Genomic DNA, 24,248 nt, shown 5'->3' with positions numbered 1-24,248 from the left:
CGGTCAGGTCACGAGTCCCCTGCGGTAGGCGTAGACGACGGCCTGCACGCGGTCGCGCAGGTCGAGCTTGGTGAGGATGCGGGACACGTACGTCTTCACCGTCTCCTGGCTGATGACCAGCGTCGCGGCGATCTCGCTGTTGGACAGGCCGTCGGCGATGAGGCGCAGCACCTCCAGCTCGCGCGGGGTGAGCGCCTTGTCGTCCGGCGTCTGCTCGGCGGGGCGGATGCGGGAGGCGTACCGGCCGACGAGCTGCCTGGTCACCTCGGGGGCCAGCAGCGCGGCGCCCGAGGCGACGGTGCGGATGCCCTGGAGGAGCTGCGCGGGCGGGGCGTCCTTGAGCAGGAAGCCGCTCGCGCCGGCGCGCAGCGCCTCGTAGACGTACTCGTCCAGGTTGAACGTCGTCACCACGAGCACCTTCACGGGACGCGCCACGCCCGCGCCGGCCAGCAGGCGGGTCGCCTCGATGCCGTCGAGCACCGGCATCCGGACGTCCATCACCACGATGTCCGGGTCCAGCTCGCGGGCCAGCTCGACGGCGGCGCGGCCGTCGCCGCACTCGCCCACCACCTCCAGGTCGGGCTGCGCGTCGATGATCGTGGCGAACCCGGTGCGGATGAGCGCCTGGTCGTCGCAGACGAGGACGCGTACCGGCGCGGTCACGCCGGGCTCCCCGCGGGGATGCGGGCCCGTACGACGAAGCCGCCGCCCGCCCGCCGGTCGGCGCTGAACTCGCCGCCGAGGGCGTCGACCCGCTCGCGCAGCCCGGCGAGGCCGCGCCCGCTCCCTCCGGGGGAGCCGGCCGCGGAGCCGGAGCCGTCGGTGGTGACCTCCACGGTGATCTCCTTCTCGCCGTAGCGGACGCTGACCGCGGTGCGGCTGCCGTGGGCGTATTTGAGGGCGTTCGTCAGGGATTCCTGCACGACCCTATAGGCCACGAACTCGGCGCTGCCCGCGGTTCCCGCGGGTTCGCCCGCCTCCGTGAGCTCCACCGGCTGCCCCGCCTGGCGGGTCTGCTCGACGAGCTCGCCGAGATCGCCGATCGAGGGCGCCCTGACCTGGGCGGGGCCGTCGTGGTCGGGGTTGAGCAGGTTGAGCAGGTGCCGCAGGTCGGAGATGGCCCGGCGGCCGGTGTCGGTGACGGCGGTGAGGGTGGCGTCGAGGCGTTCGGGGGCCGCGGTCAGGTAGCGGGCCGCCTCGGCCTGCACGACCATCGCCGTGACGTGGTGGGTGACGACGTCGTGCAGCTCGCGGGCGATACGGGTGCGCTCGGCGGTGCGGGTGGCCTCGGCGACGGCGCGGCGGCGTTCCGCTTCGGCGATCCTGGTGGAGCGCAGCCAGGCCCCGATGCACCAGGCGAGCACCAGCGTCAGGTAGAAGACCGTGAACCCGTCCAGCCCCTCGGGCGAGCCGAGCCGGTCGAGCACCACCGCGAGCGCCACGTACGCCGCCGTCAGCAGGACCACGACGACCCGCCGGCCGCGTTCGAGGTGGATGCCCGCGCTGACGAGCGCGATGCCCAGCGCGGTGCCGGCCACCGTGTGGTAGACGCGGACCTGGTCGAGGGCGAACCCGAGCGAGACCAGGCCGATGGAGAAGGCCGGCCACTGGCGGCGCACGGCGAGCGGAAGGCACTGGAGGGCGATCGCGACGACGGCCAGCTCGTCGAAGGGGCGGGGCGGCAGGTCGCCGAGCTGCGTCCCGTTGTTCTGGAGCGCGGGCAGGAACGACGCGACCATGAGCGCCACCCCGAGCGGTGCGTCCCGGACCGTGACGTGGAGCCGCTGCCACAGCTCCGTGACCCGGCGGAAGCTGATCATCGGGAGAGCCTAGCGTCCTCACCGGCCGCCGCGCCGCGCCGGAGCGGGATCCAGGTGCCGCGCCGGCGGGCCAGCCACACGAACACGATCGTCAGCAGCGTGCAGAACACCACCGCGTACACGCTGCCCTCCGGCCCGAACGCGCCGCCGGTGAGCGCGGTGGGGCCCGACGTCACGCCGTGCAGCAGCCCGTTCGAGGCGCCGTTGCCGGAGACCTCCGCGCCGAAGATGCCGGCGGCGGCGTAGTTCCAGCCGAAGTGCAGGCCGATCGGCAGCCAGAGGGTGCGGGTGGCGGCGTAGCAGGCGGCGAGCATGCCGCCCGCCTCGATCGCGATGGCGGTCGCGCCCCACAGGTCGGCGTGCGGGTTGACCAGGTGCACCAGCCCGAACAGCACCGCGGTGAGCGTCAGCGCGAGCCAGGAGCCGAGACGTTCCTCGACGATCCTGAACAGGATGCCGCGGAAGAGCAGCTCCTCCGTCACGGCGGCCGCCGCCATGAAGCCGACCAGCCCCAGCGCGCCCGTCACCGAGCCCATGCCGTCGATCCGGTAGCCGCCCATGAAGGCGATGTTCACGATCACGGCGGCGAACAGCCCCATGCCGATCAGCGCACCGCGCCCGGTCGTCGCGGCGGCGCCCGCCGTGGCCACCTCCACCGGGTCGCGGCGCTCGGACCAGCGCACCACGCGGGCGTAGACGAACAGCGCGAGCGCGGCCGTCGCGAGGCCGATCACCAGGGTGAGGAGCGCGTTCCCCTGTACCGCGCTCACCCCCGCGTTGCCGGCGAACGCGACCACCGCTACGGCCACGAGCTGTTTCACCAGTCGCATGACGACTCCTTGGAGAGGGTTCAGGAAGCCGCCGGTCCGTGCGCCGCGGCCACGCACAGAACGCTAGAGATCCGGCCCTCGGGAATCGTCACCGTACGGTGGACACTCGCGGGTAGCTCGCACGGGGGACACGTCAGCGCGAGTCGGCGACCGCCTTCGCGGCGCGGATGCCCTTGACGGCCCCCAGGACCGTCAGCCCCGTCATCACGGCGACCGCCACGAGGACCGCGACGACCACGCCGATCTCGCCCGGCACGAGCCAGGCCACCACCGCTCCCACCACGCCGACGCCGCCGCCCGCCATCGTGGGCACGCCCGCCGCCCGGTTCGCGGCCAGGAACGTGGCGTCACTGCGCATCGTCGCCGCGGTGCGGACCCCGGCGAACTCGTTGCGCGGCAGCCGCCCGGCCAGCCCGAGATAGCCGACGACCCCCAGGACGAGGCCTGCGAGCAGCACCACGAGCGGGAGAATCCACATATGTCGATCCTAGGTCGGCTTGTACGCACCCGGGCGACTGATTGGGGTCAGGCGGCGGGCGCCTGGTGGTAGACCGAGTGCCAGACCTCGTTGCGGATGCGGGAGAACTCCGGCGACAGCCGCAGCTCCTCGGTCCGCGGGTACGGCAGGTCCACGTCGATGACCCGATGGATGCGGCCCGGCCGCGCCGCCATGACCACGACCCGGTTGGCCAGGTAGACGGCCTCGTCCACGTCGTGCGTGATGAACATGACCGTGCGCCGCTCCCTGCTCCAGGTGTCGAGGAGCTGGTCCTGGAGCTGGACGCGGGTGAGCGCGTCGAGGGCGCCGAACGGCTCGTCCATGAGCAGCACCTGCGGGTTGACCGCGTACGCGCGGGCGATGGCGCAGCGCTGCTTCATGCCGCCCGACAGGGTCTTCGGCAGCGCGTCGGCGAAGTCCGACAGCCCGACCAGCTCGATCGCGTGCTCGGCCCGCTTCGCCCGCTCGTCCGGCGGCAGGTTCATGAGCCTGAGGCCGAACTCGACGTTCTTGCGCACGCTCAGCCACGGGAACAGCGCGTACTGCTGGAAGATCACCCCGCGGTCGGGGCCGGGGCCGGCGACGGGCGCGCCGTCGAGCAGGATGTCGCCCGTCCCCGGCTCGGTCAGCCCGGCGGCCATGCTCATGAGCGTGCTCTTGCCGCAGCCCGACGGGCCGACGACGGTGACGAACTCGCGGTCGGCGATGTCGAGGTCCACCCGGTCGAGGGCGAGGAAGTCGCCGCCCTTCAGCGGGAACGACTTCGACACGTTCCTGAAGGAGATCTTGGGGGTCATCGGCGCTCCTGCCATCCGGTCAGCCTGCGCTCGGCCAGCAGCAGGAGCCGGTCCATGACCAGGCCGAGCACGCCGATGCTGATCAGGCCGACGAAAATCGTGGGAAGGTCGTAGTAGAGCTGGGCCTGCTGCATCCGGTAGCCCAGCCCTTCCTGGGCGGCGATCAGCTCGGCCGCCACGAGGGTCCCCCAGGCCGCGCCGAGGCCGACGCGCATGCCGACGATGATGAACGGCGTCGAGGCCGGCACCACCACCTTCATGAAGATCGTCCGGTCGGACGCGCCCAGCACGCGGGCGGCGTTGATGAGCGTCTTGTCCACGTCGAGGACGCCCTGGAAGGTGGAGACCACGCTGGACAGGAACGCGGCCAGGAAGATGACGAACACCTTGGGCGTCTCGCCGATGCCCATCAGCAGGATGGCCAGCGGGATGATCGCCAGCGGCGGGATCGTGCGGAAGAACTGCACGTACGGCTCGATCAGCGCGCGGGCGGTGGCGTACCAGCCCATGAGGAAGCCGACCGGGACGGCCAGCGCCGTGCCCAGCACGAAGCCGGTGAAGACGCGGCGCAGGCTCGCGAGGACGTCGTTGACGAGGGTGCCGTCGGCGATGAGCTCGGCGCCCCGCCGCACCACCTCGATCGGCCCGGTCAGGCCGGTGATGCCGGACACGGACAGGCCGGTCCAGACGGCGAGTCCGGCGACCACGGCCGTCACGTTGAGCACGACCGTGCGGCCGGGGCGCGAGCGGCGGCGGCGCGGCGAGGCGGACGGTTCGGTCACGGTGGCGGCGGTCATGGCTCAGAGCTCTGCATGGTGTGGTGGTTCCTTCTCGGTACGGTTCAGGGGACGTCGGGGCGGAGATGGGCGGGGATCGAGGGCTCCTCATGCAGGAGGAGGGCGATCGCGCCCATCGCGGAGGCGTTCACGCCGAGGTCCGCGGGGACGACGGCGATCTCGCGCGACGAGCGCGGCAGCGACCGCTCGGCGATGGCCGCGCGGATCGGGTCGAGGACCAGGCTGCCGAGCCCGGCCAGCTCGCCCCCGACCACGACGAGCGCCGGGTCGAGCTGGGTGACGGTGCCCGCCAGCACCCGCCCGAGGTCGGCCGCGGCCGAGGCGACGACCTCGCATACGGCGGGCACGCGGTCCTGCGCCGCGGCGACCAGGGCGTCCAGTGCGGGCAGCCGGACGCCGTGGGCGGCGCACCGCTCCAGCAGGCCCCGGCCGCCGATGTGCCCTTCCAGGCAGCCGCGCGAGCCGCAGTGGCAGGGCGGGCCCTCGGGGTCGAGGCAGACGTGGCCGAGCTCGCCGCCGGCGCCGTGCGCGCCGCGCATCAGCCGGCCGCCGGCGAGGAAGCCGCCGCCGACGCCGACCGACCAGCGCACGTAGACCATGTCGCGGACCGGCCTGGCGACCCCCCAGGTCGCCTCGGCGAGCGCGGCCAGCCGGGCGTTGTTGTCCACGGCGAGCCGCACCCCGAACTCCTCGCCGAGCCGCCGGGCCAGCGGCAGGTAGCGGACGGGGACGACCGCGGTCTGCTCGCCGCCCACGGGGACGGGCGGCAGGTGGTCGTCGACCACGCCGACGAGGCCGAGCCCGATCGCCTCCAGGGCGCCGAGGCTCAGGCCGCGCTCGGCGGCGACGGCGCGGACCAGCCGCACCGCGCTCTCCGCCTCCTCCTCGGGGGCGGCCTCCTCGGGCAGGTCGGCCGAGGCCGTCGCGACCACCTGGTGTGCGGCGTTGGCGACGGCCAGGCGTACCCGGTTGCGTCCCAGGTCGAGGCCGAGGAGCAGGCCCGCGTCGGGGTTGAGCGAGACGAGCGCGGCCGGCCGGCCGCGTCCGCGCGGCTCCGCCGCCGAGCCCTCGGTCTCGATGACCACGCCGCGTTCGAGCAGCCCGGAGACGATCGCGAACATCGTGGTGCGGGACAGCCCGGTGCGCTCGGTGAGCTGGGCGCGGCTCAGCCCGCCGGCCGAACGCAGCGCGGACAGTACGGCGTCCTCGTGCACCCGCCGCAGCCGTTGCAGGGCGTCAGTGGGGGTCGACATGGGTCCATTTTCCGGGCGGGCCGGCCGGTCAGCCGCCCGCCGCGGCGGTGTAGAGGTCGGTCGTGATGTACGTGGCCGGGTCGGGCGAGTCGGTCAGCTTGCCCATCGTGACGAAGAGGTCGGCCAGGCCCTTGTACCAGCCGGACACCGAGCCGTCCGCCATGAGCCCCTTCAGCTCGCTGGTCGGCAGGATCTTCGTCACGGCCGAGGAGCCCTTGAACTGCTCGGCGGGCGCCTTGAGGAACGTGGCGGTCAGCGTCTCGGCCTCGGTGGTGTTGGCCGCGACCCAGTCGTTGCCCTGCTGGAGCACCTTGAGCACCTTGGTGACGGTGCCGGCGTCCTCGGTGACGATCTCGTTGCGGGCCACGAAGGAGCTGGGGAAGCTGAGCCTCGGGTAGAAGTCCTCGCTCTTGGTCAGCTCGACCAGGTCGGGCACGTTCTTCTTGATGGTGTCGATCAGCGGGTACCAGATGGCGGCCGCGTCGACCTGCTTGCCGCTGAAGGCCGTGACGACCGTGCTGGCGTCCATGTTGACCTTCTGCACGTCCTTGCCGGACAGCCCGGCCTCCTTGAGCGCCAGCTCCAGGATCATGTCGCCGGAGGTGCCCTCGGGGACGCCGATCTTCTTGCCCTTCAGGTCGGCGATCGAGGAGATGCCGGAGCCCGGGTAGGTGATGACGCGGTCGGCCTGGCCGAGCATGTTCGGCGCGATGATCTTGGCCTTGCCGCTGGCCGCCAGCCAGGTCGCGCCGGAGCCGATGTAGCCGAAGTCGAGGTCGCCCGCGCCCAGCGCCTGGATCTGCAGCGGGCCGTTGGTGAACACCTTCAGCTCCGGCTCCAGGCCGTTCTTGGCCCACAGGCCCTGCTTGTCGGCGGCGGCGAGCACGGCCGCGCCGGAGAAGTCGGCGATGTAGCCGATGCGCACCTTCTTAGGCTCGGCTCCTCCGCCCCCTGAGTCGGAGGAGCCGCACCCGGCGGCGGGCAGGAGGACGGCCAGCGCCGCGAGGACGGTGGCCAGGATGCGGGGACGCCTCATCGGCGGATCCTTTCTCGTTCTTGTTCGGGGGGTGACGTGGACGGCCTCAGCCCAGTTCGTCGGCGACGCCGTCCACGTCAGGGGCGCGGCCCTCGCCGATGTCGGCCATGTAGCTCATCCAGGTGTACGCGGGGTCTCCGCGGCGCAGCAGCTCGCGGTAGAGCCGCACGGTCAGGTCCCTGCGGACCGCCGCGTAGGCGGGCACGGCGTAGACGTTGCGCAGTTCGTGCGGGTCGCTGTCCAGGTCGTACAGCTCATGCACGCCTTCGGGGTTGAACACCAGCTTGTGGCGGCGGTCCCGGAACATGCGCTGCGAGTAGGGGAAGTGGTGGCCGTGGAACTCGGTGGTCACCGAGTCCCGGCCCTCGGCGGGCGCGCCGGACAGCAGCGGCAGCAGGCTCTCGCCGTCGCACGGCTCCTGCGGCGGCAGCCCGGCCAGGTCGAGGATCGTGGGGTTGAGGTCGATCAGCGTCGCGAACGCGTCCACGGTGCGGGCAGGCGCGCCCGGCACCCGGATGATGCCGGGGATGCGGTAGATGTCCTCGTACATGGCCGGGCCCTTGTCGTTGAGCCGGTGGGCGCCGGTGAACTCGCCGTGGTCGGCCGTGAAGATCACCGCCGTGTCGTCCCAGAGGCCCAGCTCGCGCAGCGCGGACAGCAGCCGGCCGATCTGGGCGTCGATCAGCGAGACGTAGCCCCAGTAGGCGGCGATCAGCTCGCGCCAGGCGTCGGCGTCGAAGTGGTCGGCCGACCAGTACTCCGAGTAGCGGCGCTGCACCTCCGGCTTGCCGTCGAAGGTCTCGGCCATGGACGCCGGCAGCGGCACGCTCCGGGGGTCGTACATGTCGTAGTACTCGTCGGGGATCAGGTACGGCAGATGCGGGCCGTACCAGTGGCACGACAGCATGAACGGCCGGCCGGACTCGCGGAAGTCGCGGGCGTAGCGGTCGAGCAGCTCCAGCGTCTGGTCGGCGAGGAACGCCTCCATCGTGGCCTCCGCCGGCTGCTTCAGCCGGCCGGCGATGAGGTGGCCGCGGCCGGTGCCGTTCGCGGCCTTGCCGAAGACCGGCCGCTCCACGGCGAACGGCGGGTGTCCCTTCTCCTTGAGCCACCGCTCGTACGACGGGTGGTGGAAGGGGTTGAGCGCGCCGGGCAGGTGCTCGCCGTCCATGCCGTAGTGCTCGGGCCCGTGCTCGCGGCCGATGTGCCACTTGCCGACGTGGCCCATGTTGTAGCCGGCGGCCAGCAGCGGCGCGGACATGACCGGGTCGTGCTCGGCGACCTCGTCGCGGCCGCCGCCGTTGCGCTCCGGGTTGACCAGCAGGCCGTGCCGGAACGGGTGGAGCCCGGTGAACAGCGAGGCGCGGGCCGGGGTGCAGATGGCGGTCGGCGTGTAGAACCGGTCGAAGCGCGTGCCCTCCGCAGCGAGGCCGTCCAGTGCGGGCGTGCGTATCACCGGGTTGCCGTAGCAGCCGAGGGTGTCCACCCGATGCTGGTCGGTCATCAGGAACAGGACGTTGCGTGGACTGGTCACTCATGCTCCGATCGCGCTTTAGTACCGAGCCTTTACGTTAAAGGGACGATCAGAGAGATCACAAGAGGGAGCCGGGTGGATTGTCCGCCTTTTTATTCCTGTCTCTTGACCTAAATCGCTGATCGTCGCCACACTGAGCGCTGACTCCCCCCGAGACAAGGAGACCCATGCGTCGTCCCCTCGCGACCCTCGCGGCAGCCGCGCTCGCGGCCACGCTGCTGGCCCCGGCGCCCGCCGCCAGGGCCGCCGACACCCCGGCCAACCTGGCGCTGACCGGCACGGCCACCGCATCCAGCGTCGAGCTGGACCGCTCCGACTTCGTGGCCGCCCACGTCAACGACGGCGACAGCGCCACCCGCTGGTCGTCGAAGTACCAGGACGACAGCTGGGTGCAGATCCAGCTCGCCCGGCCGGCCAAGGTCGACCACGTGAAGCTCACCTGGCCGAACGCCTGCGCCCGCGACTTCGTCCTGCAGACCTCGCCCGACGGCCGGACCTGGACCGACGTGGCCGCGCTCCAGCGCGACACCTGCCCGCGCACCGACGTCATCGACGTGCTCTCCGATGAGCCCGTCGGGTACGTGCGCATGCAGGGCCGCAAGCGCTGGGCCGCCTACGGCTACTCGATCTCCGAGTTCGAGATCTGGGACGGGCCGCCCGCCGCCCCCGCGCCCACGCTCGGCCTGGTCCCGAAGCCGGTGTCCGTCACCGAGACCGGCGCCGCCCCGTTCACGCTGCACAAGAACACCCGCGTCCTCGCCCAGGGCGACGGCGCGCAGGCGCCCGCCGACTACCTGGCCCGGCTGCTGCGCCGCGCCACCGGCCAGACGCTCAAGGTCGCCGCGAACGGCCGCGGCCCCGCCCCGATCATCATCGAGGTCGGCGCCGGCAAGGGCCCCGAGGGCCACGAGGACGAGGGCTACACCCTGTCCGTCGCCGCCGGCGAGATCCGGCTGCGCGCCGCCACCCCGAACGGCGCGCTCAACGGCGTCCAGACGCTCCGCCAGCTCCTCCCGCAGTGGGTCGAGTCCAAGGAGGTCGTCGACACCGCGTGGACCGTGCCCGCCGTGGAGATCACCGACTACCCGCGCTTCGCGCACCGCGGCATGATGCTCGACGTCGCGCGCAGCTTCTACCCGGTCGAGGAGGTCAAGACCTACATCGACGCGGCCGCGCTGTTCAAGGTCAACCGGCTGCACCTGCACCTGACCGACGACCAGGGCTGGCGCATCGTGATCGACGACCCGGCGAGCAACCCGTCCGGCATCGACTACGGCCTGCTCACCCGGGTCGGCGGCGGCACCGCGATGACCGAGCGGGGCACCGAGCCCGGCATCACCGGCTTCTACACCAAGGCCGACTACGCCGAGATCGTCCGCTACGCCGGCGAGAACGGCATGACCGTCATCCCCGAGATCGACATGCCCGGCCACGTCAACTCGGCGCTGCACTCCGTCCCGCAGCTCAACACCGCCGGCTCCCAGCCGCGGCCCGCCGCCGGCCAGGCCACCGTCCCGCACAACGGCACCGGCGCCGTCGGCTACTCCTCCTTCGACGCAAGCAGCGCGGTCACGTACGAGTTCGTCGGGCACGTGCTGGCCGAGCTCGCCGCCATGACGCCCGGCCCGTACCTGCACATCGGCGGGGACGAGGCGCACGTCACCAGCCACACCGACTACGTGAAGATGGTCGACGCCTTCACCGCCCGCGTGAAGGCGCTCGGCAAGACCGTCGTCGGCTGGAACGAGTACGCCGGCACCGCCCTGCCCCAGGACGACGCCGTCGTGCAGTTCTGGAGCGGCGACCGCAACGCCGTCGCGAACGCCGTGAGGAACCGCGGCGCCAAGGTCGTGCTGTCGCCGGCGGCGAACGCGTACTCGCCGCAGAAGCAGGACTCCCGGCAGCCGGACGGCGGCACCTGGGCGTGCGGCGGGCCGTGCGGCCTCGACCGGCACTACAACTGGGACCCGGGCACGTACATCCCCGGCATCCAGGAGAGCAGCGTGCTGGGCGTGGAGTCGGCCGTGTGGGGCGAGTTCATCCGCCGCGTGCCGCAGGCGCAGTACTACGCCTACCCGAGGCTCATCGCCACGGCCGAGGCCGGCTGGACGCCGCAGGCGCAGCGCGACTACGGCGACTTCAAGACCCGCCTGGCGAAGATGGGCGGCCGGCTGACCGTGCAGGGCACCAACTTCTTCCCCACGGCCGACGTGGCGTGGCGCACGGAGATCCTGTCCCCGGCGGTGACCGCCGGCACGGGCCGGCCCTCGGGCGCGACCTGGACCGTCACCGCCCCCGGCAAGGCCGCGGCCGACCTCGGCACGGTCATCACCTGGAGCGACGGCGTCAAGGAGACCGCGACGCCGGTGACGGAGCGGGAGGCGAGCATCCCCGGGATGCGCGTCAACGCCGCCTTCACCGTCACCTCCACCAGGTCCTTCGACAAGGAGGGCGTCTACACCGGCACGCTCACCGTGCGCTCGCCCGGCGAGGCCCCGGTGACCGGCACGCTGGAGGTGACAGTCCGCTGACGCATGCCGGCGGTCCGCGCGGGTACCTGGGCGTCGTCGGACGGCCGTGAGTAGGGGGACGTGGACCGCCGTGCGCGCACTGATCGTGGAGACGGGCTTCAGCCGGGGAGCGCTCGCCGCCGTACGCTCGCTCGCCGCGGCGGGCTGGGAGGTCGGCGTCGGCGCTCCCGCCGGCGCGGGCCTCGCGTCCTCGTCCCGTTACCGCCGCCGGCGCCACCTGGTGCCGGCGGCGCACGAGGACCGCGACGCCTTCCTCGCCGCCGTGCGGCGCGCGGTCCGCGACCACGGCTACGACGTGGTCTTCGGCGCGGGCGAGGCCGAGGTGCTCGCGCTGTCCCTGCTCAGGGACGAGGTCGGGGCGATCGTGCCGCACGCGGGGCACCGGCAGGTCGTCCGCGCGATCGACAAGCAGGAGCTGTCCGAGGCGGCCGAGTCCGTGGGCATCCTGACGGCCCGCGCCCTCGACCCGTCCACGCTCGCCTCGTCCACGCTCGACCCTTCCGCGCCCGACCCGTCCGCCCTCGCCCCTTCCGCGCTGGACCCTTCTGCGCTCGCCCCTTCCGCGCTCGCCGGTGAGCGCCCGCCCCTGGTCGTCAAGTCCCGGCTGCACGCCCACCCGGAACGGCCGGGGGCGCCGCCCAGGATCGACACGCTCGTCGTGCCCGGCCCGGAGGCCGCCCGCCGCCGGGTCGACGAGGTGCGCAGGCTCGGCGGCGAGCCGCGCGTCGAGGAGTTCCACGAGGGACGCCTGATGGCCTACGCGGCCGTCACCGCCGTCGGCGGGCGGGTCGTGTGCGACTGCATGCAGGTGGCCTCGCGCATCTGGCCGCCGGGGGCCGGCGCGAGCTGCCGCGCCGAGACCGTACGAGTGGACCCCGCGATCAGCGACAGCGCCGCCCGGCTGCTGGCCGCACTTGGCTGGTTCGGGCTCGCGCAACTGCAGTTCGTGGTGCCCGAGGACGGCCGGCCCCGGCTCATCGACCTCAACGGCCGCTTCTACGGCTCGATGGCCCTCGCCACCGCCGCCGGCGCCAACCTGCCCGCGGCCTGGGCCGCCCTCGCCGTCGGCCACGACGTGCCGCCGACGCGGGCCCGGCCCGGGGTGCGCTACCAGTGGCTGGAGGGCGACCTGCGGCGGGCGGCCGTGGAACGCCGGCGCGGCCTGCTCCTCGACCTGGCCGGCACGCTCCGCTTCGCCGCCGGCGCCGTCCACAGCACCCTGTCGCTCCGCGACCCCGCTCCCGCCCTGGCCAGGATCAGGGCGATGGCCGCGGCGCGCGGGCGCTGATCCCCGTCACTTCACTCGAAGTCGTCGGGGTTGAGCTCCTTGAGCCGCTTGAACTCGGCGACTTCCTCGTCCTCCATCTCGACGTCCTCGACGTCCTCGTCCTCGTCCGTACGATCCTTCTGCGGCTGTTCGGTCATGACGCCTCCCCCGAGTGCTCTCGCCGTTGCGGCTGCCCATCCGCTCCGAGCCGTAACCTGCCAGTACGCCGCGCCGCAGACACCGGGGATTGTCGATCTTGCGGCCGTCCGACAGCACCGCGAAATGCGTCAGCCCCAGGTCGACCCCGACCTCGCCGGTCGTCTCCGGCAACGGCTCATCACTCGCCTCGACCACGAACGAGGCGAAATAGCGCCCCGCCGCGTCCCTGATCACCGTCACCGACGAAGGCTCCGACGGCAGGTCCCGCGACCAACGCACGTCCACGTCCCCGATCTTCGGCAGGCGCAGCTTCCCGCCCGAAGTAATGGAGAACCGGGCGTTGCGGGTGAACCGGACCGCCTGCCTGCGGTCCGCCAGCGCCTGCTGCAGCACCACCGCCGACACCTCACCCAGCCAGGCACGCTCCGGCGTCGTCTTCGCTTGCGTGATCACCGTTTCGACAACTCTGCGTCCGCAACATACGGCAGCCCCCGCTCGTGGGCTTCCCGCCTCAGGCGCAGCCCGTCGTTGACGCCGTCCGCGCACACCCGAACGCCCTGGCCAGCGATGAACGCTGACCCGGCGTCGGGTAGAGGCGAAGGTTGTACCGCAGCTGCACGCCACGACCATGCCATTAGTCCATCGCCAACCAGGGAGTCATCAGAACCGACAGACACTGCGTTTTCGCGCTCCATGCCCACTGGGTTTTCGTTACCAAGTTCCGGCATCGTGGACGGCACGCCGACCAGCGTCCAGCGTCAGTACATCGAGCAGCAAAACCACCCGCTCTAGGAGTATCCCTAGGCGCAGGGAGGCGTCTCGATCGATACTGGGACGGTGCCCGACCTGAAGAAGCGGTTACACGCCTACTTCGGCACCGCCCCGCCTCCCACGCCCGAGTCCGTGAGGGCCGCTCTGTGGGCGGAGGACACGCCGGACCAGGTGGTGCTACTGGAGCAGTACAAGCTGTACGTGGAGATGGCGGACAGGGTCAGCGCCCGGCGCGGCCTGACCAACACCTTCTTCCTCACGCTGAACGCGGCGCTCTTCGCGCTGATCGGCACGCTGATGACGCGCGAGAGCGCAGTGGCGTCGTGGATCCTGTTCTTCCCGCTGCTGGCCATGCTCCTGCAGTGTTTCGCGTGGTTCTGGCTGCTGCGCTCCTATAGGCAGCTGAACGCCGCGAAGTACGCGGTGGTAGGGGCGCTGGAGGAGAGGCTGCCCGCCTCGCCCTACTGGCGCGCCGAGTGGGAGGCGCTGGGACGGGGCACGGATCCGGCGAGGTACTGGCCGCTCAGCCATCTGGAGCAGTGGGTGCCGCTGCTGTTCGCGGCCGTGTACACGATCACGTTCCTGGGTGTCGTGCTGATCTGAGCCGGTGCCGGAAACCCCGTGTCGTGACGATAACGATCTGTGACGATTGACTTGTGACGAATTCGCGGGACGGGCGGCAGGGACCGCAGCGCAAGCGCAACGGGGCGTTGTCGTGGGTTCTCACCGTCCTCTCCGCGCTCCTGACGCTCTATCTCGTGGTGTTCTTCCCGGCCGCAGTGGTCGCGAGCGTCGAGAGTGGGTCCTCTTTCTGGGCCCAGCTCCCCTATGTGGGTCTCGCGCTGGTGAGTCTGGTCACCGTCGCGGGCATGGACAGACGGCTCGGGAAGAGTATGACCGCCCGCATCCTGGGACGCTCGACCTGGGGGCCGCCGACGGGAGACCGGGACTTCGTCCTGTTCCTCCGTACGTTCCCCATCGACAATCTGCTGTTCGGGCACGACGAGGTGGGCGGCGCGAACCTGCCGACCACCCTGGCCGCCCCGTTCGGCATGGGCAATCCCGCCCATCTGGGGGACACCTGGGAGCGTCGCCTCATCCACGTCTTCGACCGGTTCGGCTCGGTGGTGGCGGTCGGCGATCCGGATGAGGAGTTCCCGCTGCCGGGAGCGAGGCGCTTCTACCTACCCAAGGAGGGCCAGGTCTGGAAGGACACGGTGAGCGGGCTCATCCGGCGGGCTCGGCTCGTCGTCATCGTCGCCGCCGCCGATGAGAACCCCAGCGCTGGCGAAGGAACCCTGTGGGAGTATTCCGAGGCGCTGCAGCGGTTGCCGCCGTCGCGGATCGTGCTGGTCTCCTGCGCTGGACGCGACGCCTATGAGCGGTTCCGGACGCGAGCCACCGCCTACCACCGCAGGAGAGCCGACGACCTGGAGAAATCTGGGAAGACGATCCCGCCGTTGCCCGATCTGCCCGCCTGGCCGCAGCCGCGACGGCCGCGAAAGGCCAGAAAAGGTTTCCCCTTCAACGGCGTCATCACCTTCGCGGAGGACTGGACCGCGCAGTTCGTGCATTTCGACGTCACCGCGGAGCGTGGCCTCACACCGTACGCGCGGTGGCGCAGAACGCAGCGGCATCAGATCAAGCCCTGGGCGGAGGCGCACGAGCGACGGCTGCCCGGGCAGATCGTGCGCGCGACCACCCGCCCGCACGCGCACTTCTTCTTGGTCGGGTTGCTGTCCGCCGCCTGGATGGGCTATTGGCTGATGGACGCCTGGCACGACGGCACGCTGTGGCGGCCGACCGGCGTCGCCCTGGCCGCGTTGTCCGGGCTCTGTACGCTGGCCCGCATCCGGTTACTTGTGGCATACCCCCTCATACAGGTCCACGATCCCGACGCCGCTGCCGGTCAGCCGGGAACCCCACGCCACATCGTGGAGTACGTGCTGCGCTGGCCCGGCCGTGCCGGCATGGGGATCACCGTGAGCAAGCGGCATCTCGACCAGGCCCGCAACCCCGTTCCCGCCCCGCAGCCGTTCAGCGGCGTTCGTACCGTATGGAGGAGAGCAGGTCCGCGCACCACCGAGCACCTCAGGGCCGGCATCGTCCTGCAGTATCGTGTCTGGGACATCGACCTGGTCGACCCGTACTCCGGCATGACCAGCCGCCAGTTCGCCGGACGAGCCCTCCTCCGCTTCTTGTCCATCCCGCTCTCCGTGGTGTCCTTCGCGGTCCTTTTCGCTCTTGGCGCCGCCGACGCCGTCCCCTTCGGCCTGTTCCACCTCCGGACGGCGGGTCAGATCGTGCCCACTGTGGCGGTTTTTCTCCTCCTGATGGTCCGGTCGGGAATCCAGCTCCGCGGTGATGTCAGGAGGATGCACGAACGGCTTCAGCGGCCGCGTATCCCCACAGACCTGATCCAGGAGCCTTTTGCGCTGTACCTGCGTCCCCACCCGGGCGACCCGCTCCCTTCCTCACCCTGGACGGGCCCCCTGGACCTCGATCTGAACGTGGCGCTCTCCGCCGAGGAGCGGCTGTTCCGGGTGGGACACATGCCGCACGCGGAACCGCCGGCCGGGCTGGCGCGGCTGCCGCTTCCCGAGGACGGCTGGCGGGAACAGCTCACCCAGGCGCTCCCGTACGCTGACCTGGTCGTCCTGACCACGGCCGGGACGACGCCGACGACGCTGTGGCAGCTGACCGAGGCCGTGCGGCTTCTGTCACCCGGCCGCCTGCTGCTCCTCGTCCCCTCGGGAGAAGGGACGGAGGAGGAGTATGCGCGGTTCCGGACGGCTGCCGAGCAAGCCCTCGCGGAGCGTTGTGCCGCTCTGCCCGAGGATGAGCGGGCGGCCGTTGCGAACGTCGTCCTGCCGCGGGAGCTCCCGGTCGTGTCCGACCCCGAACGGGAACCCGCACTGCGTGCGGCGATCCGTTTCGATGAGGATTGGAGTCCGGCCGTCCTGCCGTTCGACGAGCTCGGCATGCCCTTCGCCGAGATCCCCCGGCGCGCCCAGCTCCACCGCATCAAGGAGGAGCTGGCCCCGATCCTGCCGCCACCGCGCGGCGGTCCCCGTCCGGCATGACGCCCTCCGGCCACCATGTCTGCATCGGATCGCGACGACGAACAGCCGCTCGCCGGCTGCTGCTCCTCAGTCGTTCGACTATGCGAGCGGCAGGGAGTGCCGTCCAGCGACCCGGCGGATCCCCTCCAGCAGGTACGGCGCCCTCCTGCTCTCGCTCTGCAGCTCGTGGTAGAAGTCGTTCAGCACGGTGGCCAGGGGGCTGTGCCGCGACAGCAGCGCCGCCACCCGCCGGGCACGCCAACCGGCATCTCCCCCGCGAGGTCGAGGTCGTCCTGATAGACGAGGAGGCCCGCCGCCGAGGCGAGCACCCGCACATAGTCCTCGGCGAACTTGCCCTGATGATTTCGCTGGTCCAGCACGCAGTCTCCCTCGTCCGCCGACCGCCCGACGCAGAAGAGTAGCGGCAAAGGGGGACGCTCTTCCTTCCTTTCTTTGTGGTTGTCCTCCGTGGGTGCCCGGCCCGCATCCACGGACTGTTCGCGCGCGCCCCGGGCGGCGTTCACCCGCCGTTCGATCCGCTCCCGAAAGCTTGCGGCCCGGCACCCTCATTGCACGCACGAGAGGCTTCACCGTGAGCAAGAACAAGGCCGAGCAGGCCGAACAGGCCGAGGCGGCCCGGCTCTCCCGCCGGCGGCTGGTCAAGTACGCCGGCGTCGGCGCCACCCTGGCCGCGGCCGCTCCCCTGATCGGCGGCACCCCCGCCCAGGCCGACGACGAGCGCAAGTTCGGCAACGGCGGCGGCAACGGCCGCAGGTGGCGGGCCGGCGACCACCACATCCACTCCGAGTACAGCGGCGAGTTCGACACCAAGACCAGCCCGCCCACCTTCCACAAGGGCGCGGACGCGGTCTACCCGATCGTCACCAACGCGATCATGGCCAAGCACTTCGGCCTGACCTGGGCGATGTGCACCGACCACGGCGGCCCCACCCACTCCAAGGTGAACCTGGAGCAGGCGTATCCCGACCTGCTGCGCTCGCGGGTGCTGGTGCCCGAGGTGCTGCAGTTCTGGGGCATGGAGTTCGACGCGCCGGCGCTCGACCACCACACCCTGATGATCCCGCACCACGACGGGGAGGCGCAGCAGCTGTTCGAGCTGGAGAGCCGCTTCGCCAAGCACGACGCCTTCCCGGCCGACCCGGGCCGCGACACCGAGGCCAAGATGGTGGAGTTCCTGAAGGCCGCCCGCGACATGCGGCAGAAGCCGCTGGTCATCGCCCACCACGCCTCGCGCTCGGCGACCGGGCTGGGCGTGTGGGGCCAGGACACGCCGCGCGAGTTCCGCAACGGCAACAACGTCGCCCCCGACGTGTACGTCGGCTTCGAGGGCGCCCCCGGCCACCAGGCCGGCCCGCTGAACGGCGGCGCGCGCGGCGGCTACGGCAACCACCCCACGTACGGCGGCTTCGACCAGATGACCGCCCGCGTCGGCGGCCTGTGGGACTCCCTGCTCGGCGAGGGCCGGCACTGGTGGATCACCGCCACCTCCGACTCCCATGTGCACTGGACCCGCGGCGGCTCCGACTTCTGGCCGGGCGAGTACAGCAAGACGTACGTGATGGCCCGCCAGGACTACGGCGACGTCATGGACGCCCTGCGGGGCGGCCGGATCTTCGTCACGACCGGCGACCTGGTCACCGCCCTGGACGTCACCGCGAGCGCCCAGGGCCGCTCCGCCACCGTGAGCGAGACGCTGGTCCTCAGCAACCGCAACCGGGGCGACGTCGAGGTGGAGATCCGCTTCCGCCCGCTGAACGGCGTCAACGGCAACGGCGACCGCCCCGAGGTCCGGCGCGTCGACCTCATCGTCGGCCAGGTCACGGGGGTCAGCGCCGACCTCGACGCGGCCACCAACCCCACCACCAAGGTCGTCGCCCGCTTCGGCCCGAACGACTGGCGCCGCCAGGGCCAGGACCTCGTCATCCGCCACACCCTGCGCGACGTGGGCCAGGACAGCTATCTCCGGGTGCGCGGCACCAGCACCGACGAGATGGAGCCGCTCGCGGACGGCAAGGAGAGCCCCTGGCAGGACCTCTGGTTCTACTCCAACCCGGTCTTCATCCGGGTCCGCTGACCCGGTCGGCCGGGACCTGCCGATCGGGACGCGGCCGGCGGCGGGGGCCGGGCTCCGCCGCCGTCCCACCCGTCGTCCCCCGCCGGGTAATGATTTCGGCAGAGTGCCGGGGCGGGTTCTTCTCACTTCTGGCCTAACCGTAAGGTGAGCACGGATCACCGCAATGAGGTCGGGAGCACATGTTGCACGAGAAACTGTCGTCGATCTACGACAACGTCCTGCGCCGCAACCCTGGGGAGGTCGAGTTCCACCAGGCGGTGCGCGAAGTGCTCGATAGCATCGGCCCGGTTCTCGGCAAACACCCCGAGTACGCCGAGTCGAAGATCATCGAGCGCATCTGCGAGCCCGAGCGGCAGATCATCTTCCGCGTGCCGTGGCTCGACGACAGCGGCGAGGTGCAGATCAACCGTGGCTTCCGGGTCGAGTTCAACAGCGCGCTGGGTCCTTACAAGGGCGGGCTGCGCTTCCACCCCTCGGTTTACCTGGGGATCGTCAAGTTCCTGGGCTTCGAGCAGATCTTCAAGAACAGCCTGACGGGCCTGCCGATCGGCGGCGGCAAGGGCGGCTCCGACTTCGACCCCAAGGGCCGCTCCGACCGCGAGGTGATGGCCTTCTGCCAGAGCTTCATGACCGAGCTCTACCGGCACATCGGCGAGTACACCGACGTCCCCGCCGGTGACATCGGCGTCGGCGGCCGGGAGATCGGCTACCTGTTCGGCCAGTACAAGCGCATCACGAACCGCTACGAGTCGGGCGTCATCACCGGCAAGGGCCTGGCGTACGGCGGCGCGCAGGTGCGGACCGAGGCCACCGGCTACGGCTGCACGTTCTTCGTGGAGGAGATGCTGAGGGCGCGCGGCACGTCGTTCGACGGCAAGCGGGTCGTGGTCTCCGGCTCCGGCAACGTCGCCATCTACACGATCGAGAAGATCGAGCAGCTCGGCGGGCTCGTGGTGGCCTGCTCCGACTCCTCCGGCTACGTCGTGGACGAGAAGGGCATCGACCTGGCGCTGCTCAAGCACATCAAGCAGGTCGAGCGCGGCCGGCTGGACACGTACGCGGCGCGCCGCGGCGACCACGCCTCCTTCGTGCCGGGCCGCAGCGTGTGGGAGGTGCCCTGCGAGGTGGCGATGCCGTCCGCCACGCAGAACGAGATCACCGGCCGCGACGCCGCGTTCCTGGTGCAGAACGGCTGCATCGCGGTCGGCGAGGGCGCCAACATGCCGACCATGCCCGAGGGCATCAAGGTGTTCCTGGACGCGGGGGTCGCGTTCGGGCCGGGCAAGGCCGCCAACGCGGGCGGCGTGGCCACCAGCGCGCTGGAGATGCAGCAGAACGCCAGCCGCGACTCGTGGACGTTCGAGTTCTCCGAGCACCGGCTGCAGGAGATCATGCGCGACATCCACGCCCGGTGCCTGCAGACCGCCGACGAGTACGGCATGCCCGGCGACTACGTGGCCGGCGCCAACATCGACGGCTTCCGCCGGGTCGCCGACGCCATGCTGTCACTCGGCCTGATCTGAAGCGTCAGGCGAAGGGCCGTCCGCGTCGCGCGGGCGGCCCTTCGCCATTGACATGGTGATCATGGACCTTGCATACTCCCATCAGACGCTTCAAAAGAGGCTGTCAAAAACCCTCCCGACCCCCGGGCCCTAATTCCCCCTCACCTTTCGCCGGCCCGGGTTCCTGCATTTTCCGCCAGCATCACAAAGACGCAGGGAGTGACATCTCGAAATGGCTTCGGGAGTGTTAGGGCGTGCCCTTCGACGGGGATCCGCCGCGGCGGCCGCCGTCATTCTGCTGACGGCGACGAGCGCCGACCCGGCGTTCGCCCACTGGAACGGCACCGGCCAGGACATCGCCAGCATCCACATGCGCCCGTACAGCTACAACAGCACGTGGCAGACGCCGATGAACAAGGCGCTCGCCAACTGGAACGCGACGTCGAGCCCCGCCAATTTCTACAAGAACTCGAATTCCGGCTCGACCATCACGGTGAAGTCCTACAGCAACACCTGGTACGGCAACTATCAGCGGTGCGGCGGGATGTGCATGTACGTCCGGCTGAACTCGCGCACAATCAACCGGGACGCCTCGAACTTCTCCAATTTCGTCACCAGCACGCTGGTCCACGAGTTCGGGCACGCGCTGAATCTCGCGCACAACTCGACCACGTCCATCATGAACAGAAGCCGCAACCGTAACTCGATGACGAAACCCTCGTCGCACGATGTCGCCGACGTCAACGCCTACTACTAAAGGAGGCCGCAGGATGCTACGGCGTCTTGGCGCACTCGTCCTGACCGCGTTGTTCGTCACCGCGTGCGCCGCCCATCAGGAGCCCGTGCTCTACCGGGCCGACTATCCGGAGTACGAGAACGCCGACGCGCTCTTCGACCGGGCGAACCTGGTCGTCGAGGCCCGCGTCGTCGGCGAGCCGCGCTACCTGCAGGAAGTGTCTGAGCCCGACCCCGCGGAGACGGATCCGCGGCTGAATCCCATGGCGGGAGCCCCCGCCGCGGTGGCCGCCCAGCCCGACGCCCCGCCGATGGTCATCACCGTCTACACCGCCGAGGTGCTGAAGGTGTACAAGGGTGAGGCCCAGGTGGGGCAGAAGGTCGAGGTCAAGGAACTCGGCGGCGTCTTCGACGGCGTGACGTACGAGGAGGAGCACACCACGGCGCTGAACGAGGGCAGCGGGTACGTCCTGTTCCTGGAGACCTACCCCGACTCTCCGGCGGCGCTGCTCAACCCCGTCCAGGGCAAGTATCCGCTGGACAGCGCCAACAACCCGGCGCCGCTGCCGGAGAACACCGTCAAGGTGACGCGCAACCAGCTGGAGACGATGTCCTGAACCGCCGTGACGTGCTGATCGTGGCCTCGGCGGCGGCCGTGCCCCTTGCCGTGTCGTGCGCCGTCGGCCGGGGTCCCGGGCCGGCGGCGCACGACGCCGGCGTCATCTCGCTCACGGCCGGCGAGGTGGACGGACAGCCGATCGCGATCTCGGCCGGCAGGGACGACACCGTGCGGGTGTGGAACCTGACGACGAGAAGGCAGATCGGGAGCCTGGTCGTGCTGTCGGAGTTCGGGGAGCCGGCGACCGGTGACGAACGTGTCCTCACGGTCGCGCTCGGCCGGCTCGCCGGACGGCCCGTCGCCGTCACGGGCGGGCGGGACTGCGCCGTACGGATCTGGGATCCGCACACGGGACAGCAGCTCGGCCGCCCGATGACCGGCCACGAACGCCGTGTCGTCGCCGTCGCGCTCGGCGAGGTGGACGGCCGCCCGGTCATCGTCTCCGGCAGCGCGGACGGCACGTTGCGCATGTGGGACCCGTCCACGCGGAGGCAGATCGGCGACCCGCTCACCGGCCATGCCGGGTTGATCGCTTCGGTCGTGTTCGGCGAGGTGGACGGCCGGCCGGTCATCGTCTCCGGCGGTCATGACGGCACGGTGCGCAGGTGGGATCCGGTCACGAGGAGACAGAGCGGCGCGCCCATGACCGGCAGCACGAGCCTCGTGGTGTCCGTCGCGCTCGGCGAGGTGGACGGCCGGCCGGTCGCCGTGTCGGGCGCCTGGGACGCCACGCTGCGCGTGTGGGACCTGGCCACCGGCGAACAGCTCGGCGGCCCGCTGACCGGCCACGAACGCGCCGGCGGTCCCGTCGCGGTCACCCAGGTGAACGGCCGGCCCGTCATCGTCTCCGGCGGCGTGGACCGTACGGTGCGGATGTGGGATCTGGCCACGAGGAAGCAGCTCGGCGACCCGCTGACGGGCCATGACAGAGGCGTCGTCGCCCTCGCGGTGACCCAGGTGAACGGCCGGCCGATCGCTCTCACCGCCGGAGAGGACCGTACGGTGCGGATGTGGGACCTCCTCACCCGGGAGCAGGCAGGAGACTCGCTGGTCGGCCTCGAGGCCGGCGTCACGCCGGTGGCGGGGCGGACGGGGCGCACAGGGCCGTGACGAAGCTCCGCGACATCCGCGCCGACACGACCGGCCGTCGCGCGCGATCACGAAGCGACGACCAAGCTTCTGCTCACGGACGCCGCCAGGAAGGTCATTCGCCGGCCGCCTCCGTCCGTGTCGCGGCCGGCGCGATCTGCAGGGGCGTCGCGGCCCCGCCGGCGAGCTCGCGCCCCTGGCTCAGGGTGTGGTCGAGCTGCCTGGCCAGGACGTTGAGGGTCGCCGGAGGCAGGTACGCGTCGGCGCCCGCGTCGAGCAGCCGCCGTACCGGCCCGTGGTACTGAACGCCGAGCTCGTCGTCCTCGATCTCGGTGACGACCACCCGGGCCTCCGGGAACATCGACCGGAGCCCCGCGATGAGCTGCGGGCTGCCCGCGGGGACCAGCAGCACGTCGGCCGTCGCGGGCGCGGCGTGCATGTCGAGCACCACGTAGTCCGCCCCGAGCTGGGTGGACAGCGCGACCCTGGCGGCGGCCGACAGCTCCATGGCGGTGGCCACGACCGTCACGCTCTCGTAGTCGATCGGCCCCTGCTCGTCGCCCTCGTCCGGCTCGTCGCGCTCGGCGACGGCGCCCTGCACGACGGCGCCCTCCACGACGTCGATCGTGCTGGAGATCGTGGCGATCGACGCGCCGTCCCGTGTGAGGACCAGGCTCTCGCCGGGTTCGAGCGCGTCGATGAGCGCCACGACGTCGTGGGGCAGGCGGGCCACGTCGACACGTGGGGCGCGCTCGCGGATCACCATGTGCACGCCCCGACCGTCATGTGTCCCCCTTCCGGTGCCGTGGTCTCGTTGGACGCCACGAGCCGATCAGTGGTTCGGGGTCGCGCCGAAGTTTCTCTATGATCAACGGATGCGCTTACCGAGGATCGCGCCGGCCATGCTCATGGTCACTCTGGCCGTCGGGTGCGCGCCGGCGGCCTCGTCGCCCGCCGAGGCGGTGGCCCGGCAGGCGGAGGACTCGACGGGGGTGAAGGTCACCAGGATCGTCCGTCTGGACTACGGCGAGGCGATGCCTACCCCTCTCGGGGAGGACGACGGCGTCGTGCCGGTCAACATCGGCGAGTACAACGAGAGCCGGACCACCGGAGTCCTGCGGCTCGGTACGACCGCCTCCGATCTGACCACGACCTACTACCGGACCAACATCCCCGAAGACCTGAAGAGCGTGATCCCGGACGATCTGTCCTACATGACGACCAGGGCGATCTCGATCGGCGACTCCGGCACCTACGAGCAGCGAGCCGAGCGGAAGGACATGCCCGCCGGCAAGACCTGGCTGCACCACGACGGCGCCGGCTGCGGGGCGGCGGCACGGCTCGTCGGAAACCTGGACCTGCGGACGATCCTGTCGCCCCAGGCGCTGCGGAAGCTGGCCGCCCCCGCTCCTGCCTCCGGCGAGGTCATCGACGGGGTCGACACCGTCGTGCACGCCGGAAGCGCGTTGCGGACCGAGTTCGCCGTCCGTTCCCCGGGTGACGACCCGGTCATGGCGGCGGTGCTGCGGGAGCAGGCCCGCCCGACGGAGGTCTCGTGGCGGCTGTGGGTCGGGCCGGACGGCCTGCCCCGCCGGGTCCGGCTCGTCACGACCGACCCGGAGGCGGCGGAGGGCGTGCCCAGGACCGCCGTGACCGAGATCGACTTCACCGACTGGGGAAGCACCGTGTCCATCGAGCCTCCGCCGGCGGACCAGGTGCACGAGACCGGCAGCTGCCTCGACCCCGAGCCCAGGTGAGAACCCCCGGCTGTTAACGCTAACGGGACGCTTTCTCGTCGAACTCCTCCTCGGCAGCCGGTGGGGGGTGGCGGCGTCACGGAGCAAATCCGAGC

23 protein-coding genes are annotated in these 24,248 nt (G+C 71.2%); 10 read left to right on the top strand and 13 right to left on the bottom strand.

The window, feature by feature from the left end; all coding sequences use genetic code 11:
• Window positions 1-3: 3 nt before the first annotated feature.
• From AC27IY_RS07815 to AC27IY_RS07775, 9 genes are all read right to left on the bottom strand, one after another.
• Complete coding sequence (locus AC27IY_RS07815) at window positions 4-663, bottom strand: response regulator (protein WP_423445830.1); 660 nt, start codon at window positions 661-663, stop codon at window positions 4-6.
• Complete coding sequence (locus AC27IY_RS07810; RefSeq protein ID WP_487177542.1) at window positions 660-1,820, bottom strand: sensor histidine kinase; 1,161 nt, start codon at window positions 1,818-1,820, stop codon at window positions 660-662. Before AC27IY_RS07810 ends, AC27IY_RS07815 begins: the two co-directional genes overlap by 4 nt.
• Window positions 1,817-2,650 carry a CPBP family intramembrane glutamic endopeptidase gene (locus tag AC27IY_RS07805; RefSeq protein ID WP_487177541.1) on the bottom strand — a complete coding sequence of 278 codons (834 nt, stop codon included), beginning with the start codon at window positions 2,648-2,650 and terminating at the stop codon, window positions 1,817-1,819. The genes AC27IY_RS07810 and AC27IY_RS07805 overlap by 4 nt, the downstream gene beginning before the upstream one ends.
• Before the next feature lie 133 nt (window positions 2,651-2,783).
• Window positions 2,784-3,128, bottom strand: coding sequence for an SdpI family protein (locus AC27IY_RS07800; RefSeq protein ID WP_487177540.1), 345 nt, complete (start codon window positions 3,126-3,128; stop codon window positions 2,784-2,786).
• 47 nt (window positions 3,129-3,175) lie between these two features.
• Complete coding sequence (locus AC27IY_RS07795) at window positions 3,176-3,946, bottom strand: ABC transporter ATP-binding protein (protein WP_344206958.1); 771 nt, start codon at window positions 3,944-3,946, stop codon at window positions 3,176-3,178.
• A complete protein-coding gene (locus AC27IY_RS07790; RefSeq protein WP_371248419.1) occupies window positions 3,943-4,743 on the bottom strand; it encodes an ABC transporter permease in 801 nt (266 codons plus the stop codon). Before AC27IY_RS07790 ends, AC27IY_RS07795 begins: the two co-directional genes overlap by 4 nt.
• 44 nt (window positions 4,744-4,787) lie before the next feature.
• Window positions 4,788-5,996 carry an ROK family protein gene (locus AC27IY_RS07785; protein WP_344206956.1) on the bottom strand — a complete coding sequence of 403 codons (1,209 nt, stop codon included), beginning with the start codon at window positions 5,994-5,996 and terminating at the stop codon, window positions 4,788-4,790.
• Window positions 5,997-6,024: 28 nt separating this feature from the next.
• On the bottom strand, window positions 6,025-7,032 hold the full coding sequence (locus AC27IY_RS07780; protein WP_344206955.1) for an aliphatic sulfonate ABC transporter substrate-binding protein: 1,008 nt from the start codon (window positions 7,030-7,032) through the stop codon (window positions 6,025-6,027).
• A 46-nt stretch (window positions 7,033-7,078) separates the two neighbouring features.
• Window positions 7,079-8,566: a sulfatase family protein gene (locus AC27IY_RS07775; RefSeq protein ID WP_449954967.1), complete on the bottom strand. Its 1,488-nt coding sequence runs from the start codon at window positions 8,564-8,566 to the stop codon at window positions 7,079-7,081.
• Window positions 8,567-8,733: 167 nt separating this feature from the next.
• On the opposite strand from AC27IY_RS07775, the gene AC27IY_RS07770 reads away from it, so the two are divergent.
• Window positions 8,734-11,097, top strand: a complete 2,364-nt coding sequence (locus AC27IY_RS07770) for a family 20 glycosylhydrolase (protein ID WP_487177539.1) — start codon at window positions 8,734-8,736, stop codon at window positions 11,095-11,097.
• Between the two features lie 70 nt (window positions 11,098-11,167).
• Window positions 11,168-12,385 carry an ATP-grasp domain-containing protein gene (locus AC27IY_RS07765; RefSeq protein ID WP_487177538.1) on the top strand — a complete coding sequence of 406 codons (1,218 nt, stop codon included), beginning with the start codon at window positions 11,168-11,170 and terminating at the stop codon, window positions 12,383-12,385.
• A gap of 11 nt (window positions 12,386-12,396) precedes the next feature.
• On the opposite strand, the gene AC27IY_RS07760 is transcribed toward AC27IY_RS07765, so the two are convergent.
• Window positions 12,397-12,522: a hypothetical protein gene (locus tag AC27IY_RS07760; protein WP_329591677.1), complete on the bottom strand. Its 126-nt coding sequence runs from the start codon at window positions 12,520-12,522 to the stop codon at window positions 12,397-12,399.
• Window positions 12,523-13,034: 512 nt separating this feature from the next.
• Complete coding sequence (locus AC27IY_RS07755; protein WP_423474891.1) at window positions 13,035-13,142, bottom strand: helix-turn-helix domain-containing protein; 108 nt, start codon at window positions 13,140-13,142, stop codon at window positions 13,035-13,037.
• A gap of 218 nt (window positions 13,143-13,360) precedes the next feature.
• Between AC27IY_RS07755 and AC27IY_RS07750 the strand changes: the two genes are divergently transcribed.
• Together AC27IY_RS07750 and AC27IY_RS07745 are read left to right on the top strand one after the other, a co-directional pair.
• Window positions 13,361-13,897: a RipA family octameric membrane protein gene (locus AC27IY_RS07750; protein WP_423474892.1), complete on the top strand. Its 537-nt coding sequence runs from the start codon at window positions 13,361-13,363 to the stop codon at window positions 13,895-13,897.
• A 53-nt stretch (window positions 13,898-13,950) separates the two neighbouring features.
• Window positions 13,951-16,377: a hypothetical protein gene (locus AC27IY_RS07745; RefSeq protein ID WP_423474893.1), complete on the top strand. Its 2,427-nt coding sequence runs from the start codon at window positions 13,951-13,953 to the stop codon at window positions 16,375-16,377.
• A 179-nt stretch (window positions 16,378-16,556) separates the two neighbouring features.
• On the opposite strand, the gene AC27IY_RS07740 is transcribed toward AC27IY_RS07745, so the two are convergent.
• On the bottom strand, window positions 16,557-16,736 hold the full coding sequence (locus AC27IY_RS07740; protein WP_423474894.1) for a hypothetical protein: 180 nt from the start codon (window positions 16,734-16,736) through the stop codon (window positions 16,557-16,559).
• A 212-nt stretch (window positions 16,737-16,948) separates the two neighbouring features.
• On the opposite strand from AC27IY_RS07740, the gene AC27IY_RS07735 reads away from it, so the two are divergent.
• The 5 genes from AC27IY_RS07735 (at window position 16,949) to AC27IY_RS07715 (ending at window position 22,417) form a co-directional block, all read left to right on the top strand.
• Window positions 16,949-18,451: a CehA/McbA family metallohydrolase domain-containing protein gene (locus tag AC27IY_RS07735; RefSeq protein ID WP_487177537.1), complete on the top strand. Its 1,503-nt coding sequence runs from the start codon at window positions 16,949-16,951 to the stop codon at window positions 18,449-18,451.
• A gap of 179 nt (window positions 18,452-18,630) precedes the next feature.
• Window positions 18,631-19,974 carry an NADP-specific glutamate dehydrogenase gene (gene gdhA, locus AC27IY_RS07730; RefSeq protein WP_487177536.1) on the top strand — a complete coding sequence of 448 codons (1,344 nt, stop codon included), beginning with the start codon at window positions 18,631-18,633 and terminating at the stop codon, window positions 19,972-19,974.
• Window positions 19,975-20,185: 211 nt separating this feature from the next.
• Entirely contained in the window at window positions 20,186-20,710 is a 525-nt protein-coding gene (locus tag AC27IY_RS07725) for a zinc metalloprotease (protein WP_371248429.1), read from the top strand.
• A gap of 13 nt (window positions 20,711-20,723) precedes the next feature.
• On the top strand, window positions 20,724-21,305 hold the full coding sequence (locus AC27IY_RS07720) for a hypothetical protein (protein ID WP_423474898.1): 582 nt from the start codon (window positions 20,724-20,726) through the stop codon (window positions 21,303-21,305).
• 11 nt (window positions 21,306-21,316) lie between these two features.
• A complete protein-coding gene (locus AC27IY_RS07715) occupies window positions 21,317-22,417 on the top strand; it encodes a WD40 repeat domain-containing protein (protein ID WP_487177535.1) in 1,101 nt (366 codons plus the stop codon).
• Between the two features lie 94 nt (window positions 22,418-22,511).
• Here the strand turns inward: AC27IY_RS07715 and AC27IY_RS07710 are convergent, their stop codons facing one another.
• Window positions 22,512-23,162: a hypothetical protein gene (locus AC27IY_RS07710; protein WP_487177711.1), complete on the bottom strand. Its 651-nt coding sequence runs from the start codon at window positions 23,160-23,162 to the stop codon at window positions 22,512-22,514.
• A 109-nt stretch (window positions 23,163-23,271) separates the two neighbouring features.
• Between AC27IY_RS07710 and AC27IY_RS07705 the strand changes: the two genes are divergently transcribed.
• Entirely contained in the window at window positions 23,272-24,153 is an 882-nt protein-coding gene (locus AC27IY_RS07705; RefSeq protein WP_487177534.1) for a hypothetical protein, read from the top strand.
• Window positions 24,154-24,248: the final 95 nt, after the last annotated feature.

It is taken from the genome of Nonomuraea sp. B208 (assembly GCF_057536035.1).
This window is presented reverse-complemented; position numbering and strand designations above follow the sequence as displayed.